16 protein-coding genes are annotated in these 16,730 nt (G+C 42.6%); 4 read left to right on the forward strand and 12 right to left on the reverse strand.

Translation table 11 applies throughout. The annotated features are described in order from the left end of the window. Positions 1-4 precede the first annotated feature (4 nt). Positions 5-574, forward strand: coding sequence for an L-threonylcarbamoyladenylate synthase type 1 TsaC (locus tag F895_RS11860; RefSeq protein ID WP_005240380.1), 570 nt, complete (start codon positions 5-7; stop codon positions 572-574). Between the two features lie 418 nt (positions 575-992). Here F895_RS11860 and F895_RS11855 read toward each other — a convergent pair whose 3' ends face one another. The 12 genes from F895_RS11855 to F895_RS11800 all read right to left on the reverse strand — a co-directional run bounded on the left by F895_RS11855 (position 993) and on the right by F895_RS11800 (position 13,070). Beyond that, positions 993-1,910: an ABC transporter permease gene (locus tag F895_RS11855; protein WP_005240382.1), complete on the reverse strand. Its 918-nt coding sequence runs from the start codon at positions 1,908-1,910 to the stop codon at positions 993-995. A gap of 9 nt (positions 1,911-1,919) precedes the next feature. Beyond that, a complete protein-coding gene (locus F895_RS11850; RefSeq protein ID WP_005240384.1) occupies positions 1,920-3,026 on the reverse strand; it encodes an ABC transporter permease in 1,107 nt (368 codons plus the stop codon). 28 nt (positions 3,027-3,054) lie between these two features. Beyond that, positions 3,055-4,662: an ABC transporter ATP-binding protein gene (locus F895_RS11845; protein ID WP_005240387.1), complete on the reverse strand. Its 1,608-nt coding sequence runs from the start codon at positions 4,660-4,662 to the stop codon at positions 3,055-3,057. A gap of 98 nt (positions 4,663-4,760) precedes the next feature. Further along, positions 4,761-5,267, reverse strand: a complete 507-nt coding sequence (locus tag F895_RS11840; protein WP_005240389.1) for a nucleoside deaminase — start codon at positions 5,265-5,267, stop codon at positions 4,761-4,763. 97 nt (positions 5,268-5,364) lie between these two features. Next, the gene (locus tag F895_RS11835; RefSeq protein WP_005240392.1) at positions 5,365-6,273 is read right to left on the reverse strand and encodes a hypothetical protein; all 909 of its coding nucleotides are present in this window, start codon (positions 6,271-6,273) and stop codon (positions 5,365-5,367) included. Between the two features lie 312 nt (positions 6,274-6,585). Continuing rightward, complete coding sequence (locus F895_RS11830; protein ID WP_005240395.1) at positions 6,586-7,527, reverse strand: LysR substrate-binding domain-containing protein; 942 nt, start codon at positions 7,525-7,527, stop codon at positions 6,586-6,588. Between the two features lie 118 nt (positions 7,528-7,645). Beyond that, a complete protein-coding gene (locus F895_RS11825) occupies positions 7,646-8,263 on the reverse strand; it encodes a glutathione S-transferase family protein (RefSeq protein WP_005240397.1) in 618 nt (205 codons plus the stop codon). Beyond that, positions 8,260-9,174, reverse strand: coding sequence for a hypothetical protein (locus tag F895_RS11820; RefSeq protein ID WP_005240399.1), 915 nt, complete (start codon positions 9,172-9,174; stop codon positions 8,260-8,262). Before F895_RS11820 ends, F895_RS11825 begins: the two co-directional genes overlap by 4 nt. Beyond that, positions 9,167-9,823, reverse strand: a complete 657-nt coding sequence (locus tag F895_RS11815; protein WP_005240401.1) for a Rieske 2Fe-2S domain-containing protein — start codon at positions 9,821-9,823, stop codon at positions 9,167-9,169. Before F895_RS11815 ends, F895_RS11820 begins: the two co-directional genes overlap by 8 nt. Before the next feature lie 42 nt (positions 9,824-9,865). Further along, complete coding sequence (locus tag F895_RS11810; protein ID WP_005240403.1) at positions 9,866-11,044, reverse strand: BMP family ABC transporter substrate-binding protein; 1,179 nt, start codon at positions 11,042-11,044, stop codon at positions 9,866-9,868. A gap of 352 nt (positions 11,045-11,396) precedes the next feature. Beyond that, positions 11,397-12,311: a DMT family transporter gene (locus F895_RS11805; RefSeq protein ID WP_005240405.1), complete on the reverse strand. Its 915-nt coding sequence runs from the start codon at positions 12,309-12,311 to the stop codon at positions 11,397-11,399. 105 nt (positions 12,312-12,416) lie between these two features. Further along, positions 12,417-13,070, reverse strand: a complete 654-nt coding sequence (locus F895_RS11800; RefSeq protein ID WP_370538958.1) for a TetR/AcrR family transcriptional regulator — start codon at positions 13,068-13,070, stop codon at positions 12,417-12,419. A gap of 136 nt (positions 13,071-13,206) precedes the next feature. Here F895_RS11800 and F895_RS11795 point away from each other — a divergent pair, with 136 nt between their 5' ends. The 3 genes from F895_RS11795 (at position 13,207) to F895_RS11785 (ending at position 16,708) form a co-directional block, all read left to right on the forward strand. Beyond that, entirely contained in the window at positions 13,207-14,439 is a 1,233-nt protein-coding gene (locus F895_RS11795; protein ID WP_005240408.1) for an MFS transporter, read from the forward strand. A gap of 266 nt (positions 14,440-14,705) precedes the next feature. Then, complete coding sequence (locus F895_RS11790) at positions 14,706-15,920, forward strand: MFS transporter (protein ID WP_005240411.1); 1,215 nt, start codon at positions 14,706-14,708, stop codon at positions 15,918-15,920. 14 nt (positions 15,921-15,934) lie between these two features. After that, entirely contained in the window at positions 15,935-16,708 is a 774-nt protein-coding gene (locus tag F895_RS11785; RefSeq protein ID WP_005240413.1) for an AraC family transcriptional regulator, read from the forward strand. Positions 16,709-16,730: the final 22 nt, after the last annotated feature.

Below are 16,730 nucleotides of genomic sequence, written 5' to 3' on the forward strand. Positions count from 1 at the left end.
TCCTATGATTACTTCCTCTATTGCTGAAGCAGCACATCTATTAAAACAAGGGCAGGTTCTGGCTTATCCGACCGAAGCAGTCTGGGGCCTAGGCTGTGACCCCTTCAATGAGCAGGCATTTCAGGACATTTTGGAACTGAAGCATCGTCCCGTTGAAAAAGGGGTGATTTTATTGGCGGGACATATACAGCAAGTAGAACATTTATTGCAGGACTTAAATACAGACATCCGCCAGCAAGTGATCGCCAGCTGGTCTGATCGTCAGCCAACTGAACGTGCGACGACATGGCTATTGCCTGCAAATGCGTCTATTCCGACGTGGATTAAAGGACAGCATCCGCTAGTTGCAGTTCGGGTCACCACACATCCTCTCTGCATAAACCTCTGCCAGCAATTTGGTGGCTTTATTGTTTCGACCAGTGCCAACCCGACAGGTCTTGCACCTGCGCAGAGCTTAGACAGTGCACAGGTTTATTTTGGCAACAACTTAAATTACCTTCAAGGAGATTTAGGGTTGAGTAGCGAACCAAGTCGCATTTTAAATGCTTTAACCGGTGAAGTGATTCGTGCTTAATTAGGTGAATAGCGGACAAAAAAAAGCTCAGTTATATAGGGATAACTGAGCATAAAAAGGATGTGTATAAGCACATCCAGAGGGTTCATCAATTTGGTGAGCAACGTATTCATTATCCAATGAATCATCTTGCTATGTTTGCTATTATGAGGGAATAATCACATTTATACAAATATATTATTTATCTAACAAAAAGTGTGAAAAGCGTACAATTTTTGTCACTCCTACATTTTCAATAAAATTATATTGATATTTTTATTCAACTTTTTTTGATCATAAATTCAAGAGTTGTTAAAAATATATTTGCAAATCATATAGAAGACACGGCAAAAAAATTTTAATTTTAATTTTAGATGCTTAAAATCTGATAATAAATAGATGATCCAAGCTGATTCATCTATTGATCATCATAAAAATATTAAGGAATAAAGGATTTCCCCAATGATGCAGGTAAGTTCATTTGCAATAGTTTTTTATCACGTGAAATCAGGACCAGAACTAAAATCGTAACCACATACGGCAACGCAGCCAGTAATTCGACAGGCAGATCCAGACCCAACGCTTGCGCATGGAATTGTAAAATGGTGACACCACCAAATAAATAAGCACCGACTATCAATCGTGCAGGTTTCCAGACCGCAAATACCACTAGTGCAATGGCAATCCAACCACGGCCTGCTACCATATTTTCAACCCATAATGGCGTATATACCGTTGATAAAAATGCCCCACCTATTCCAGCCATTGCTCCACCGAACAACACGGCACCATAACGAATCAACAGTACTGGATAACCCATGGCATGTCCTGACTCTGGTGACTCGCCCACCGCTTTAAGCAATAAACCCAGCTTGGTTTTTGCCAAAATCCACCAAATGACAAAAAAAGATAAAATCGATAAATACACCATATAATTTTGGTGAAATAAAATCGGCCCAATAAAAGGGATCTCCGACAGGACGGGAATATCCAGTGCCTTTAGCCCCTCCAAACTGTTACTGACAAAATGTTGCCCCACGAAAGCGGATAACCCTACACCGAAAATGGTTAATGCAAGCCCACATGCAGCCTGATTAGCTGCGAGCGAAAGGGCCAAAATTGCAAAAATGAGTGCAGCACTCGCACCTGCAATGGCCCCTGCCAAAAGTCCTGCCGCAGGCCCTAGACCTGTGCTTGCACAAAAAGCAAAACCCGCAATGGCACCAATCAACATCATGCCTTCAACACCCAGATTAATCACCCCTGTTCGCTCTGCAACCAACTCACCCATTCCTGCAAAAATCAGGGGTGTGCCTGCGGCTAGAGTACCCGCCAAAATTGGAACTAAATCAATCATGTCTAACTCCTAAGCTGTTTCAATGGATGCAATCGAAGATGTATGCTTTTTCATTGTTTCAGACCTGCCAAACCGATAGCGATTTTCGATGAAAGCATCCGCAGCCAATAAGAAAAACAACAACATTCCCTGAAATAATCCTGTAATTGCCGCAGGAAGCTGTAGATTTAGCTGTGCGGTTTCTCCACCAATGTAGAGCAAGGCCATCAAAAATCCTGACAAAACAATCCCGATCGGGTTTAATCGTCCCACATACGCCACAATAATTGCGGCATAACCATAACCTGGGGAAATATTTGGATTGAGTTGTCCAACCGGACCTGCAACCTCACCAATGCCTGCAATACCTGCCATAAAACCTGAAATCATAAGACTAAACCAGATAGCCTGCTTTGCAGAAAACCCCGCGTAGCGTGCAGCATCAGGTGCTTGACCACCGACTTCAAGCTGATATGCAAGAAAACTGCGTTTACTAAACAGCCAGAATGCCAACACTGCAAAAATGGTCACCCCAATCACAGCATTGATTCGTGTGCCTTCAAATAAAATAGGAAATAAAGTTCCACCGTCGAACATAACCGATTGTGGAAAATTCATGCCTTCAGGATCTTTCCACGGCCCGTTAATCAAATACAGTAAAATAAATGTCGCAATATAATTCAGCATTAATGTGGTCAGAGTTTCTTGCGCATTAAAATGGGTTTTTAGTAATGCAGGAATAGCTCCCCATAAGGCTCCGCCAATTGCACCCGCAATCACCATAGAGGGTAAGACCCAGAATGCGGAGGTTCCCTGACAGGCAATGGCTAAACCACCGCCAAAAATTGCCCCCATAATAAGCTGGCCTTCAGCACCGATATTAAAAATACGGGCTTTAAATCCAACAGATAGGCCTAATGCAATTAAAATTAAGGGGCTGGCTTTAATAATCAACTCACTCCAGCCATACCAACTGGATAAGGGTTCAATAAAGAACACCAGAAATGCTTCAAGCGGATTTTTGCCTAAAATCATAAATAATAGGCCACCAATAGAGAATGTTGCCACCAAAGCAATTAAGGGAGAAAGCCACTTCATTAAAATCGATGGATGATCACGCGGTTCGAGTAAATGCATATGTAACCCCAGTTCAAATGATATAGACCTAAGCGGATGCGTCTAAAACGCTTGGACTTTGCGATTGCCGATGCAATCCGGACATCATCAAACCAATCGTTTCAGCATTGGTTTCATTCACAGGTTGAGCTTCACTTAGGCGACCTGCGGCCAAAACAGCAATTCGATCACTGATCTCAAATAACTCTTCCAATTCTTCAGAAATTACAATAATGGCGACACCCTGACGCGACAGATCAATTAGTGTTTGACGAACAAAGGCGGCTGCACCGACATCGACCCCCCAAGTGGGTTGGGCCACCAGCATAACTTTAGGCTGTTGCAAGATTTCACGACCTACGATGAATTTTTGTAGGTTGCCACCCGACAAAGAACGCGCGACAGCCGCCGTTCCAGAGGCCTTTACCGCAAATTTCTGCATACAGTCTTGTGCAAAATGACGCGCTTTTTCGTAATTGACCAATCCATAACGCACAAAACCTTGTCGAAATGCGGTCAGTAAAGCATTTTGAGTTAGACTCATCGCGGGAATAGCGCCTCGTCCCAAACGTTCTTCAGGCACAAAACCAAAACCCAGTGCGCGGCGCTGTCCCGCATTTAAATGGCCGATCGCCCGTCCCTCTAACATTACGCAGCCTTTTGCAGTCGTTATTTCGCCAGACAAGGCCGTCAACAGTTCGGCTTGCCCATTTCCTGAAATACCTGCAATCCCCAGAATCTCTCCTGTTTTCACACTAAGCTGAATATGTTCGAGCGAGGTTCCAAAAATATCAAGTGCCTGAACATTGAGCTGTTTCACTTCAAATATAGGCTTACTCTCGCCTACATAAACAGGATGTTCATAAGCAGGAAGATCACGCCCAATCATCATCTTAGCCAGACTCACGGTACTTTCCTGTTTAGGAATAGCAGTTCCTGTCACGGTTCCACCCCGTAAAATAGTAGCGCAATCACATAAGCTCTGTATCTCATGGAGTTTATGACTGATATATAAAATTGATACCCCTTCACTGGCTAAACGGCGTAACGTTTCAAACAAGATTAATACCGCTTGAGGCGTGAGTACCGAAGTAGGTTCATCTAAAATTAACAATGATGGGTTTTGCAATAAACAACGTACAATTTCAACACGTTGTCGCTCTCCAACCGATAAACTATAAACGGTTCTTTTCGGATCAATGGGCAATCCATACTTTTCAGAGACTGCAATGACGCGCTTGGATAATACGTTTAGATCAAATTTTTCATCCAGACTCAGGGCAATATTTTCCACTACCGTCAACGTTTCAAATAAAGAAAAATGTTGATACACCATACCGATTCCCAAACGTCGGGCCGCAGCAGGACTTTCGATCGTGACAGAGCGACCATTCCAGACAATTTCTCCTTCATCAGCCTTGACTGCCCCATAAATAATTTTCATCAGGGTACTTTTGCCTGCCCCGTTTTCACCCAATACTGCATGGATTTCACCGGGTGCGACCTGTAAATTAATATGGTCATTGGCCACTAAACTGCCATACTGTTTCGTTATATTGATTAACTCCAGACGATTTTTCTGCAAGATAGGTGCAGGTCTGCTGGTGCTCATATTCAAGTCTGGATTAACAGAGATTTTATCGGTCGGTAAAGCCATCAGGTCATCTCTTTAGCTCATGTGATTAGAGAGAAGCAAGGGGCATGCCATGCTGCAATCACTTTATTTTGTGGATCATATTTAAATAAAAAATCTGTTTAGTGACTTAATTCAGTCCAAAACCCTTGATGTGCTTGCGCTGCTTCTTCACTCAAACACGGCCCAATGACCCTGATTTCGCGTTGTCCACTAGCAAATACCTGACGACAAGGTAAAGATAATGTCGGGTTTTCTGGGTGATTCCCTGTAATTTCGAGGAGTTGTGTTTCACTCATGCCATAGACGACCCGACCAATGCCGGTCCAATAAATCGCACCAGAACACATCGCACAGGGTTCAGCATTGGTATATAAAGTACAGTTACGCAACTGTTCCAATGACAAAAGTCGTGCGGCCTGCCCTGCTGCAACAGTTTCAGCATGACGGGTGGGATCACCCGTCGGAGGTAATGAATTATTGCCTGCCTGAGTGACAACCTCGCCTAGTGCATTCACCACAATTGCAGCAAAGGGATGCAAGCCTTGCAATTTAGTTTGTTCTGCCAATTCAAACGTTTTTCTTAGAAAAAACAGATCTTGCGCTGTTGCCTGATCATTTAATGTCATTTTGATGTCTCTTTTAATTCAATAACGATTGATCTTAAAGACGGAGCGTAAGTAAAAATTTTCTATTTAGGCTCTATCTGCATCATTGCCGATATTTTTAAAAATGATAGTCAACCCGAACCATTGGTGTACTGGCCGTGGCACCTTTTCCTGCAAAGCCATCGCTGTCACTGCCAAATTTATTTTTCCAATACTCATAGCCTGCGCCTGCGCGTAACTTGCTGCCTTTTAACCCAATAACTGGGCCCAAGTCATACATCACACTTACATCAATATGGGTTTCAGCTTTTGTATCACCACCAGACTCATTTTTTCCTTTTGAATCAATCCAAAGTGCATATCCTTCAAAAGATAGCGGTGTTTTTCCAATTGGAATGCCCCATGTAAACTGTGCAGCAGCATGAGTGTCATAGGTGTAACGCCCCGAAGAATACCCAAATCGCGGGGTATCTGATGAAGGATCATTACTTTCAAATAATGCCAATACGCTAAAATCTAGAAAACCAGGCACATCAAATTGAATAGTTGGCCCTACGACCCACATACGTTTTTTTGAACCATAACTATCATTTTTAGTGTTCCAGTCCAGCCCCAATGTTAAACCTGCACCACGAATGTAACCTGGTACAGATAAATTTGTTTTAGTAATGGCGCCAACATCCAGATAACGACGAATGACCACATAGGCTTCCTGAGTTCCTTTAGCATTGGATTGAGTGCTATTCGGTTCATCATCTGACTGAAGCAAATCGACATTAAAGAAATTTGAACCATACTTATCACCACTGGCATGGGTCAGATTAAAAATTTGTTTGGTGATATCGGTACGACTGCCATCTGAATCATTTTTATACGGTTCTGCAAATTGTGATCCATAACGCCATCCAATAGAGGTATCGCTCCATGTGGAAGCCTGTACAGATTGCATGGTTCCAATTCCCCCCAGAATAGTAGCCATAGCAGTCATTAGCGTTTTTAATGCATTCTCTTGTTGGAATACCTTCATTGCACATTTCCCCTTATCATGTTCTCAAGATCAAAGCTCACAATATTCATCTCAAGACTCATAATGATGGCTTTTCAAAAATCACGTTTGCCCAATGCAAAACGATCTGACCCTGTGATAAAGGCAAATTTCCTACCAAAGATTGGCATATTAAAAATGTGCAATGTTGCTTATGTTAAAACAGATATAAACAATAAGATGATTGTTTTGAACCGATGTCATGAAATCACAGACAGAATTTAGCACAGGAAAATGAGCGTTATCTTCCTGTGCTTAAGCAGAAGTAATTGAGACAATGAGCTTAGATATTGGTTAATTGACCACATGACTATCGTTTCTCAGAACCGAAATCACCAACTCTCTGAACCAGCGAAACTCAGGAGAACGATGCTGACGTTCATGCCAAAGTAGATAATAGGAAATTTTGGGAAACTGGATTGGCGCATCGGAAATAGTCAAAGGCAATAATGCACTATAATGGCGAGAAAATGAGCGCGGCGCAGAAAAAATCGCGTCAAGTTGTAGCAGCATATAAGGAATCATTCCAAAGTACGGAATAAATGCCACAATATTACGTTTTAGGCGTTCTTTGGATAAATGTAAATCGATAACTCCACGTTGCCCAACGGTATAAGGTGTTGGAGCAATATGATCAGCATTAAGATAATCATCCATCGACAAGGTCTTATGCGCCAGAGGATGTGACTTACGCAGCAAACAGACCACTTCATCCTCGAACAATGGAGCAAGCCGTAAATATTCAGGAGGCTGTGGCCAGTTACCAATCACCGCATCGTACATACCACTTTCCAATGCGTGTGCATAATCTACATTATGTCCCATGGAATGCATGATGACCGTGCAATGGGGTGCTTCAACATGAATCCTGCGAAGAATTTCACCAATCGCGATGGGGTTTAAATAGTCCGATGCTGCCAGATTAAATATCTGACGCGATTGTGCCGGATCAAAATTAACTTGTTGGGTGGCAATTAATTCAAGCTGGCTTAATACCTGACTCACTGGCTCGAGTAAGGATAAACCACGCTCAGTAGGGGTCATGCCATTACGGCTACGCACCAAAAGCTGATCACCTGTGATCTCCCTTAATTTTTTTAAAGCGGTACTAATGGCCGGTTGTGATTGATTTAGTCGTTTGGCTGCATTAGAGACACTTTTTTCTGTTAAAAGCATATATAAAACTTGCAGCAAATGTGCATCTAATGCTTCCCATTTATTTGTAGGATGAATCACCAATCTGTCCTTATCTAAGATCACCCGAGTCCATAGGCAAAATTTATACCATCTCTGGGCTACAATAAGGCAGAACGATTCATAATGATGAAAATAAAAACGATTTTTACGATTTATCTCAGTTGATAGCCAATAAACCAGCCATTGGAATAAATTTTGGTTGATGGCGAATATGATTGATCCAACGACGAATGTGTAAAAAAGGCAGCAAACTTACACCCGCATCCCAAGCCAATGCAACTTGAGGAAATACAATCAAGTCAGCGGCCGTCAGTTGCCCACGCAATAAATAACGGTGTCCGCAAATGGTTTGCTCACATAAATGATCATCCAGCTCACGGAACTGCTGCGCTGCCTGCTGAAGTAATCTTTTCTCATCTGTCAAAAATTGATCCATTGTCAGACCGGCCTGACGTAATTGTCCCAAACTCAGTTTGAGTTTCTCATTAAAATCATGCCACTCCTGTATTTGCGATGACAAATAAACTGGTATCCATTGAGATTGTGTTCCTGTTAATTCAATTAAATATTGAAAGATAAACATCAGCCCAGATATGTTTGAAGAAGAATCTAATAAAACTGGCGATTCAAATTGATTATCGAACTGTTCAACATCTGCATATACAGACTGGTAAGGAAGTTGTAAAAACTCAAGTAACAAACGTACGCTATAGCAATCTGTCGATAATGGATCATCGGCAAAATTTAGAGGCAATGTTGATAGATTCACGTTCATACCACTTGCTCCGTTTGTATGCTTTTATGTACTCCATAGCTCCAATTCTTGGTGATCAGCCATTTGCGATATGCAGTCGCCAGTGCATCAGCTTTGGTCGGAATTTCCAGTTTGTCCAAAGGAAGTTTTAAAGGCACATGATTTTCCAGAATCGGTTTGTCCTGAGTAAAAATTTTCTGCTGAAATAAAACCATATCGGTCATGCTGCTCGTCTGATCATCCAAAATCATCAGCAAATGCGCCCGAATATGAGTTTCACTCAGGGGTTGAATAAAAAGACACACTACATCAGCAGGAATAATCCCCTTAGCCGCAGTATTCACTTTATATAAAATCGCGTTTAAGGGGGAAGCAACGCGATAGATATATTCAGTTTCCTGCGGCTGGGGTGAACTCGGTGCGGCAAGTGGTTGCGTAAAAAAACACTCCGTTGCCCAGATTTCATCGACATCTTCACGCCATTCAACGTGATAGGGTTTGACTGCAGTTTCTGGTTCAGCTCCCAAAATACCAGTATGGACATACGGAAAATGTGCCATATCCAGAAAATTTTCTATGCCACGTAGTGGTGAAGTGCGTACCCCGTAAGCACCACACGGCACACGGCGTGCCTCTACAACCTCATATTCATCAAGCTGAAATAATGGTTTTTTTTCAGTTCCGACACATAACCATACAAACCCAAAAGCCACTTGCACAGCCAAATTCAACATGTCTACATCGAGTGAATCGAACTTCACCTGATAAACATGGACATCATTGATGATATCTCGATGGATCGTTAAAATTTGTCCATCCAGACATGTTTTTATCTGCTGGCACCGAACGAATTCCTGCTCTGACGCAACCACAATCCATTCCCCCATCAAACTAGATGAAATCATCTGCGAATACTGCTGTGTATTAGGCATGGCTGAGTTTCTCCGACTCCAGATTTTCTCGCATCTGTCTTAATAAAGGATAACATTGAGTAGGCTTTGCGCTTTGTAATAGCATGGCATGTACCGTTACAACATTGGTCTGTGTCGGCGTGAGATAAATACGCAATCTACGATCTGCTGCATCATCTCGCCAACTCAATCCATTATGCATAGCGCATTCAGTCAAACCCGCTTCCAATAAATAATCTTGTACTTGAGGGAGTGTGACCGAGATAGTGACAGACCCTGCATAGACTAATTGTATTTCCTCAAATAAAGGATCAATGTCAGGTAAAGCATCTTCGCCATACCAGATCAGGCCTGAATTTTCCATGACTGCATAAGATCTTGCACATACACTTTTCGGTGCGCGCTGTTCAGGCTGAGCAGGAATACGCTGACAATGCCCATCTTCTGCGGCAAACTGCCAACCGTGATAGGCACAGACCAGACTTTCACCCTGTACCTGCCCCAAACTTAAACGCACACTACGATGTGGACAACGGTTTTCCCAGATTTGAACATGACCCTGCATGGAACGCCAGACAGCAACATCTTTCCCCCTCACCAGAACCTGCTCTACCTCACCTGTTTCGATCAGTATAGAAGGGACTAACGGAATCCATTGACCTGTAATCATGCCCATTTTCCTCAATATAACTTAAACCACTTTGCCCAATTTTTATTTTGGCAATACACCTTGCACGCCTTGTACATAGAAGTTCATTTTGTCGAGTTGCGCTTCGGTATAAGCACTCCCCGCCTTAACAAATTCTTTACCTGCCTGTGTATATAGAGGGCCAGCAAATGGATTCAATTTGCCTGCTTTAATCGCATCACGACGAGCTAATACCATCTTTTTGGCATCCGCAGAGACCGCTGTGCCAATATTTTCAACATTGATCGTGCCTTCTTTTACACCAGAGTAGATCGGTGCATTGCTCCATTTTTTCGCAGCAACATCTTTCAGCACTTTGTCGTAAATCGGATCCCAATGTAGTACCGCAGCACCCAATTGCGCATCGCCACCAAATTTACCCATATCTGAGTTCCAACCTAAGCCCCAAACACCTTTTTGTTTGGCTGCCTGAACAACTGCTGGCGAATCAGTATTTTGTAATAACACATCACAACCTTGTGAAATCAAAGCCAATGCAGCATCACGTTCTTTACCCGGATCAAACCATGAACTCACCCAAACCACCTGTGTCGTGATTTTTGGATTAACACTACGCGCGCCAATGGTAAAAGCATTGATATTACGCACTACTTCTGGAATGGGGTAAGAACCGACAAATCCAATTTTATTGGTCTTACTTTTGCTTCCTGCCAATACACCCAGTAAATAAGCCCCTTGATAGGTACGGATATTGTAGTTACCCATATTCTTACCAGACTTATAGCCCGTCGCATGCATAAATACGGTATTCGGATAAGTACGTGAAACTTTTTCCATCGCATTCATATAGCCAAATGACGTTCCGAAGATCACTTTATTGCCTTGCTGTGCTAGATTACGAAATACTCGCTCCGCATCTCCTGTTTCAGGCACATTGGCAACAAAGGTGGTTTTTACTGCTCCTTTCAGATCTTTTTCGGTGCGAATGCGAGATTGGTCATGTGCATATGTCCAGCCATGATCACCTGGCGGACCAATATAAACAAAAGCTGCTTTGAGTGGATCAGCCGCATAAGCTGCAGTCACCATTGTTGCTGTTGTCGATAGAGCCCCTACGGTGAGTAAACCACTACTAGCCGCACAAAATGCGGTCTTTTTAAATTTTGAGAATAATTTTGAAAATAAACCCTGCGGGCTTTGATCGTGTAACGTATTTGGATTTTTGTTCATTTCAATAGGCATCGCATTACCCCAATTTTGTTATGGTATAAACGCCAGAAAATAAAATTGCTCGAATCACAATGATCTATTTTCCAGAATACATAGAGGTAAAATGCAACGTTTGCGCCAACATTCAGTTTAATATTTTTAATTGATCATTTTTAAATAAAGGTTATACAAAAATTAAAATAGATCACTCTTTAAATTAAAAATAAAATTCATAACAATCAAATTGTTAAAATAAATTTTTTTAGCAACCGCTACTTTCTCTTACGGCGCAATAATCGCTCCAAAAAGTAATTTCTTGATCGTGATAATTATTTTGCACAAGTGTGGAACATCTAGGACCCACACCTGCTTCAAAATCGTATTTCTAATTCCGAAGTAACTGCGCTACCTTTGCAGGAGTTTTCTTCTGTGCCATGACAATACCGATCAGAATCATGATCCCACCAATGCTATGATAAACAGTCCAATGTTCCGACAACCACAGGCTGGCAATAATTGCGGTAAATACAGGCATTAAATTCATAAAAATACTGGTACGGTTTGGGCCAATCGCCTGTACCGCCACCATCCATAATAAAGGTGCAATCAGCGATGGAAACACCCCTGCATAGAAAACACTGGCTGCATTTTCAGCATTAATCCCATCTAGGCCAAGCCAGAGTAGAAATGGCAGGTGATACAACAATGCAAACGCAATTTGTACATATAGACTGGTCAGCAATGGCAATTGCAGCTGCCATTTTTTTAGAAAAACCCCATAAAAGGCATAGAACCCGACAGCGAGTACCATCACCGCATCGCCCCAGTGTCCGCCCTGTGCAAACAAACTGGAAATATGCCCTTGGCTCATGACATAGATCAAGCCAGCAAAGGACAACAGACTGCCAAAAATCGCAAAACGGTTTGGTGCATCTTTTAAAATGAAATAAGAGATAAAAATGGTAAATATCGGGACAAAGGCATTCACAATGCCCATATTGGTTGCGGTGGTATAATGCGCTGCGGTATAAGAAAGACCTTGATACAACACCATCCCAAAAGCACTCAACACCGCTAATTTAGGCAGGTATGGCACAATTAAACTGCGCTGTTTCCATACCTTGGGCAACATGAATGGTGTTAAAATCAGAAAAGCCACAAACCAACGATAAAAACTAATACTGACGGGTGAAATATAATCAGCCACATAACGAGTCACCGCAATATTCAGCGACCAAATCAAGACGGCAATCAAGGGCAAGACAAAGGCCCATTTTTGGTATTTACTCAACTGACCCATCATTTTCTCACAATATCTCAGCAATGCTATATTGTGAAAGATGTCCAAAATAATTGAAATATTGAATTTCAGACATTTATATCGCGCTCACGACATCTGTTATGCTTAGAATAGCTCCCAAGCACGCATGGCGTGTTCAACCACCCGATGCAATTGTTCAACCGTCGCACCATCGCGTGCCTGAATAGTTAGCCCCTGCACAACCGTTGCATAAAAGTCTGTCATTTCCTGTAAAGGCGCTGTTGCTGGCAAATCCCCGTTGGCAACGCCCTGCTCTAAACGTTCAAACAGTTTTTGCTTGGTCTGCAAACGTTTTTCCAGAATATTGTGTTGCACCGCCTGTGCATTGTCCGAGCAGTTCATGGTTGCAACCACCAACATACAGCCTGCTGGTTTATTGGGTTGAGCCAAACGTTTGACGTTGTCATATAAATAAAGCTCAAATGCAACTTTGGCGGTTTTGGCTTCTAAAAAAATAGGAATTATCGGGCAAGCTTCATGTGCCAAATAATAATCGATGCATTTATAAAACAGCCCAGCTTTATCACCAAAACTGCTGTATAAACTCGGGGCAGTCAGCTCTAGCGCTTGTGTCAAATCACTGATTGACGTAGCTTCATAACCATGCTCCCAAAATAACAACATTGCTTTTTCCAAAGCCTGCTGCTCGTCAAAACACTTCGGACGACCACGCTTCTTTTTCAAGCTATCATCACATGGTGTTGGCAGAGGATCAGGTGCATTTGTCATAACAGTCACAGGTATTTTCATAACGATCACTATCAAACTAATTGACGCAGCAACATTAATCAACTATTTTATTTTATAGCGATCATTATAAAACTTATTATTTTTAAATTTTATTGTTATCCGACTAACAATAAACGGAATTTTTATGGAAAACTCATCTGCAACTGAGATCAGCTCACTGGAGTCAAACCCTTCGCAAGGGAACTGGCTCGCGCTGCTTTCAGTGACATTCAGTGCCTTTGCTTTAGTTACGGGTGAATTTCTTGCCATTGGCGTACTCAACGACATCGCACGGGATTTCCAGATCTCAGTGGGAACAGCGGGTCTCACGGTTTCGTTAACTGCAATTGTGGGTATGTTCGCTGCTGTGCTGATTCCAATTTCAGCGAAGACACTCGATCGACGTAATTTGCTCTTGCTGCTCACTCTGTTCATGATTGTTGCCAATCTTCTTACTGCATTTGCGCCTAACTTTCTCCTGCTTTTAGTCGGGCGCATTATTTTGGGCGTTGCTGTTGGAGGCTTCTGGGCCACTGCGGTTGCTTTAAGCGGCCGTCTTGCACCCCCTCATTTACCCATTGCCAAAGCTACCGCATGGGTCGCGTTCGGAGTCACTTTAGCCAGTGTATTGGGTGTTCCCATGGGCACCTGGCTGGCTCAATATAATGGCTGGCAAACCTCTTTCACGGCGATTTCATTGATGGGGATATTCCTGTTTATATTCCAGTATCTATACCTGCCTCAATTGAAACCCGCATCTTCCCTACGCTGGAAAGAGCTTCCGATCCTGCTACAACATCAGGCTGCACGTAAAGGACTGATTATCTTTCTTTTTATGGGTTTCGCACATTTTGCAGCTTATAGTTATTTTTCTGCCTTTTTTAAGCATGAACTGGATTTCTCTGAGGGCTTGATTAGCCGTTTACTGCTGGTCTATGGGATCGCAGGGATTTTTGGCAATATTTTTGCGGGCTACCTCGGACAGATCAATATTCGTTATACCTTCGCAGTGAGTGGTATTGCCTTCTTGTTTGCCTTTCTCAGCCTGCCGCTGTTTGGCACCCATATCATCTCTGCAATCATATTGACTGCCGTGTGGGGCTTCGCTTATGGCATTATTCCAACTGCAGTCAACATCTGGATGTTTACCCATGCACCCGAAGCCGTTGAAAAAGGCATGCCTATGGTAACATTGACCTTTTTAATCCTGATTGCGCTAGGCAGTATGTTTGGCGGCATTATCGTTGATTATTTTAATGGTACGATCTTATTTTTTGCCATGCTGCCCTTGGTCTTCTGTTCTCTGGTATTGATCTTTACGCTGGCACGCGGCTTAAACAATCCTAAAAACCATTATCAAAACAATAATACAGGCTGAGATGGAACCTGTCTGTGATCAATGATGAATGGTCGCCGCTATAGTACGATAAGTTAAGGCGACCGTATTGATTGCTTTCTGTTCCAGCATCCATTTCCCCGACCATGCAAATTTATAATAAGCCTTACAGATATTTTTATAATGATCACTATAAAAACATTTGACGACCTTCTATTTATGCACTATTTTATTTTATAGCGATCGTTATAAAAAATTAATCAATTCTTCACCCTTTTGTCATGCTACTGACAAATAAGGATATTCACATGGAACAATCCACCTCTTCAGACACCCGACCCACTGAAACTACACAAGGAAGCTGGTATGCAATTTTAGCGGTAGCTGTTGCTGCCTTTGCACTGGTCACCAGTGAATTCTTACCTGTGGGCGTCCTCAATAGTGTCGCGACCGACTTGAATATTTCAGTAGGCACAGCGGGATTAATCATTACCTTACCTGGTGTTATGGCTGCAATTGCAGCGCCGCTCTTGCCCATTTCCGTGAAACAGCTTGATCGACGCTATGTATTGATCTTGCTGACCGCAATTATGGTGATCGCCAATACCATTACTGCTTTTGCAGATAGCTTCAATGTGTTATTGCTTAGCCGCTTGGTACTGGGGATTTCAATTGGCGGCTTCTGGGCCACCGCCATCGCGTTAAGTGGCAAACTTGCACCCGCACATTTGCCAATTGCCAAAGCTACTGCGATTGTCATGGCTGGTGTTACTTTTGCTACTGTACTCGGTGTTCCAATCGGGACTTGGCTCAGTGAATTCTATGGTTGGCGCAGCGCCTTTGGAATTACCGCTGCCATCGGCTTAGTGGTGTTAGTACTGCAACTGATTTTCTTACCTGCACTAAAACCTGAATCTGCCATTCATTTACATGATCTGCCCGCCCTACTCCGTACACCAAAGGCGCGTAGTGGTATGTTGATTGTCCTGTTAATTGGTCTAGCTCACTTCTGTGCCTATAGTTATTTAGCGCCTTTCTTTAAAAATATTGCAGGCTTTGATGGTACCACCATCAGTTCATTGTTGTTGCTCTACGGTATTGCAGGTATTTTTGGTAATGCATTTGCTGGCTATAGCGGCAATTTAAATGTGCGCTATACGCTCGCCTTTGTCGGGATCTGTTTTGTAATCGTATTTTTCGGCTTCCCGATTTTCGCGACTCACCAGTTTGGGGCAATTGTATTGACTGCTTTATGGGGGTTTGCATTTGGTGCTTTCCCGACTTCAGCCAATATCTGGATGTTCGTGCATGCCCCTCACGCTGTTGAAAAAGGTATGCCGCTATTTGTAGGGATGTTCCAAGTGATGATTGCCACGGGTTCATTACTCGGCGGCTATGTGGTTGATCATTTCAATGAAAATATCTTAATTTATGGTGTAATTAGTTTTGTTGCCTTGGCATTGATCAGTATCTTCACTTTGGCCAAAGGCTTGAATAACCCCAAAGTGACTTTCGAAAATTAGCATGAGATCCTCAAATGAAGCGTGATGTTGCTGAACAATTTCCATTCTTGCACGGTATAGAAGTCCATGAATTTCTGTATCAAAAGGATGATATTGTCACACCTCATTCTTCACTTTGGGGCGATTTCAATTTCAGTCTGAATGGGACTTTAGAGTTTGATATTGAAGGTAAATATTACCTATCACCCCCCTGTTATGGATTATGGTTACCCCCACGAACCGAACATCAATCACTGCCGGTTGAGCATGAAATTCATTATATCTGTATTCGTCTACATCCGAAGTTTGGCGATTTTTTGGGTGCTGAATGCCGTTGTTATAGTATCGAACCATTTTTGCGGGCCTTGGTACTGCAGATCCTTGAGCAGCAAAAACAGGCTGCTGCGCCTGAATATCGTGAACATCTGCTTCAAGTTCTGTTGGATCAACTGAAACAAGCACCCGCTTATTCTCATTACCTCCCACAAAGTAGCCACCCGATCTTGGCTCCTATTCTGGAAAGACTGGCAGATCCAGATCAATTTAATCAAAGCCTGCAACAGCTCTTACAACAGTTTCCAGTCAGCGAACGACATGTATTACGCCTTAGTCAGCAGGAATTACAACTTTCATTATCTGAATGGCGTAATCGCGCCAAAATCATTTTTGCCATCAATCAGATTCGGCAAGGCATGACCATCAAGCAACTGGCTTTTACGCTGGGCTATCATCATAGCTCCAGCTTTATTGAATTCTTCAAACGCTATACCGGGCAGACGCCAATTCAACTCAAAAATTCAGCAGTCTAAAACAAATCTTTGGTTTTACTTA

Source organism: Acinetobacter sp. CIP 64.2 (genome assembly GCF_000369645.1).
GTDB lineage: Bacteria > Pseudomonadota > Gammaproteobacteria > Pseudomonadales > Moraxellaceae > Acinetobacter.

Excerpts from the sequence above, each read along its gene's own strand:
- F895_RS11845 (WP_005240387.1), bottom strand. The coding sequence starts at position 4,662 with ATGGCTTTACCGACCGATAAAATCTCTGTTAATCCAGACTTGAATATG.
- F895_RS11855 (WP_005240382.1), bottom strand. The coding sequence starts at position 1,910 with ATGATTGATTTAGTTCCAATTTTGGCGGGTACTCTAGCCGCAGGCACA.
- F895_RS11790 (WP_005240411.1), top strand. The coding sequence starts at position 14,706 with ATGGAACAATCCACCTCTTCAGACACCCGACCCACTGAAACTACACAA.
- F895_RS11815 (WP_005240401.1), bottom strand. The coding sequence starts at position 9,823 with ATGATTACAGGTCAATGGATTCCGTTAGTCCCTTCTATACTGATCGAA.
- F895_RS11820 (WP_005240399.1), bottom strand. The coding sequence starts at position 9,174 with ATGCCTAATACACAGCAGTATTCGCAGATGATTTCATCTAGTTTGATG.
- F895_RS11850 (WP_005240384.1), bottom strand. The coding sequence starts at position 3,026 with ATGCATTTACTCGAACCGCGTGATCATCCATCGATTTTAATGAAGTGG.
- F895_RS11860 (WP_005240380.1), top strand. The coding sequence starts at position 5 with ATGATTACTTCCTCTATTGCTGAAGCAGCACATCTATTAAAACAAGGG.
- F895_RS11825 (WP_005240397.1), bottom strand. The coding sequence starts at position 8,263 with ATGAACGTGAATCTATCAACATTGCCTCTAAATTTTGCCGATGATCCA.
- F895_RS11785 (WP_005240413.1), top strand. The coding sequence starts at position 15,935 with ATGAAGCGTGATGTTGCTGAACAATTTCCATTCTTGCACGGTATAGAA.
- F895_RS11805 (WP_005240405.1), bottom strand. The coding sequence starts at position 12,311 with ATGGGTCAGTTGAGTAAATACCAAAAATGGGCCTTTGTCTTGCCCTTG.
- F895_RS11795 (WP_005240408.1), top strand. The coding sequence starts at position 13,207 with ATGGAAAACTCATCTGCAACTGAGATCAGCTCACTGGAGTCAAACCCT.
- F895_RS11840 (WP_005240389.1), bottom strand. The coding sequence starts at position 5,267 with ATGACATTAAATGATCAGGCAACAGCGCAAGATCTGTTTTTTCTAAGA.
- F895_RS11835 (WP_005240392.1), bottom strand. The coding sequence starts at position 6,273 with ATGAAGGTATTCCAACAAGAGAATGCATTAAAAACGCTAATGACTGCT.
- F895_RS11810 (WP_005240403.1), bottom strand. The coding sequence starts at position 11,044 with ATGCCTATTGAAATGAACAAAAATCCAAATACGTTACACGATCAAAGC.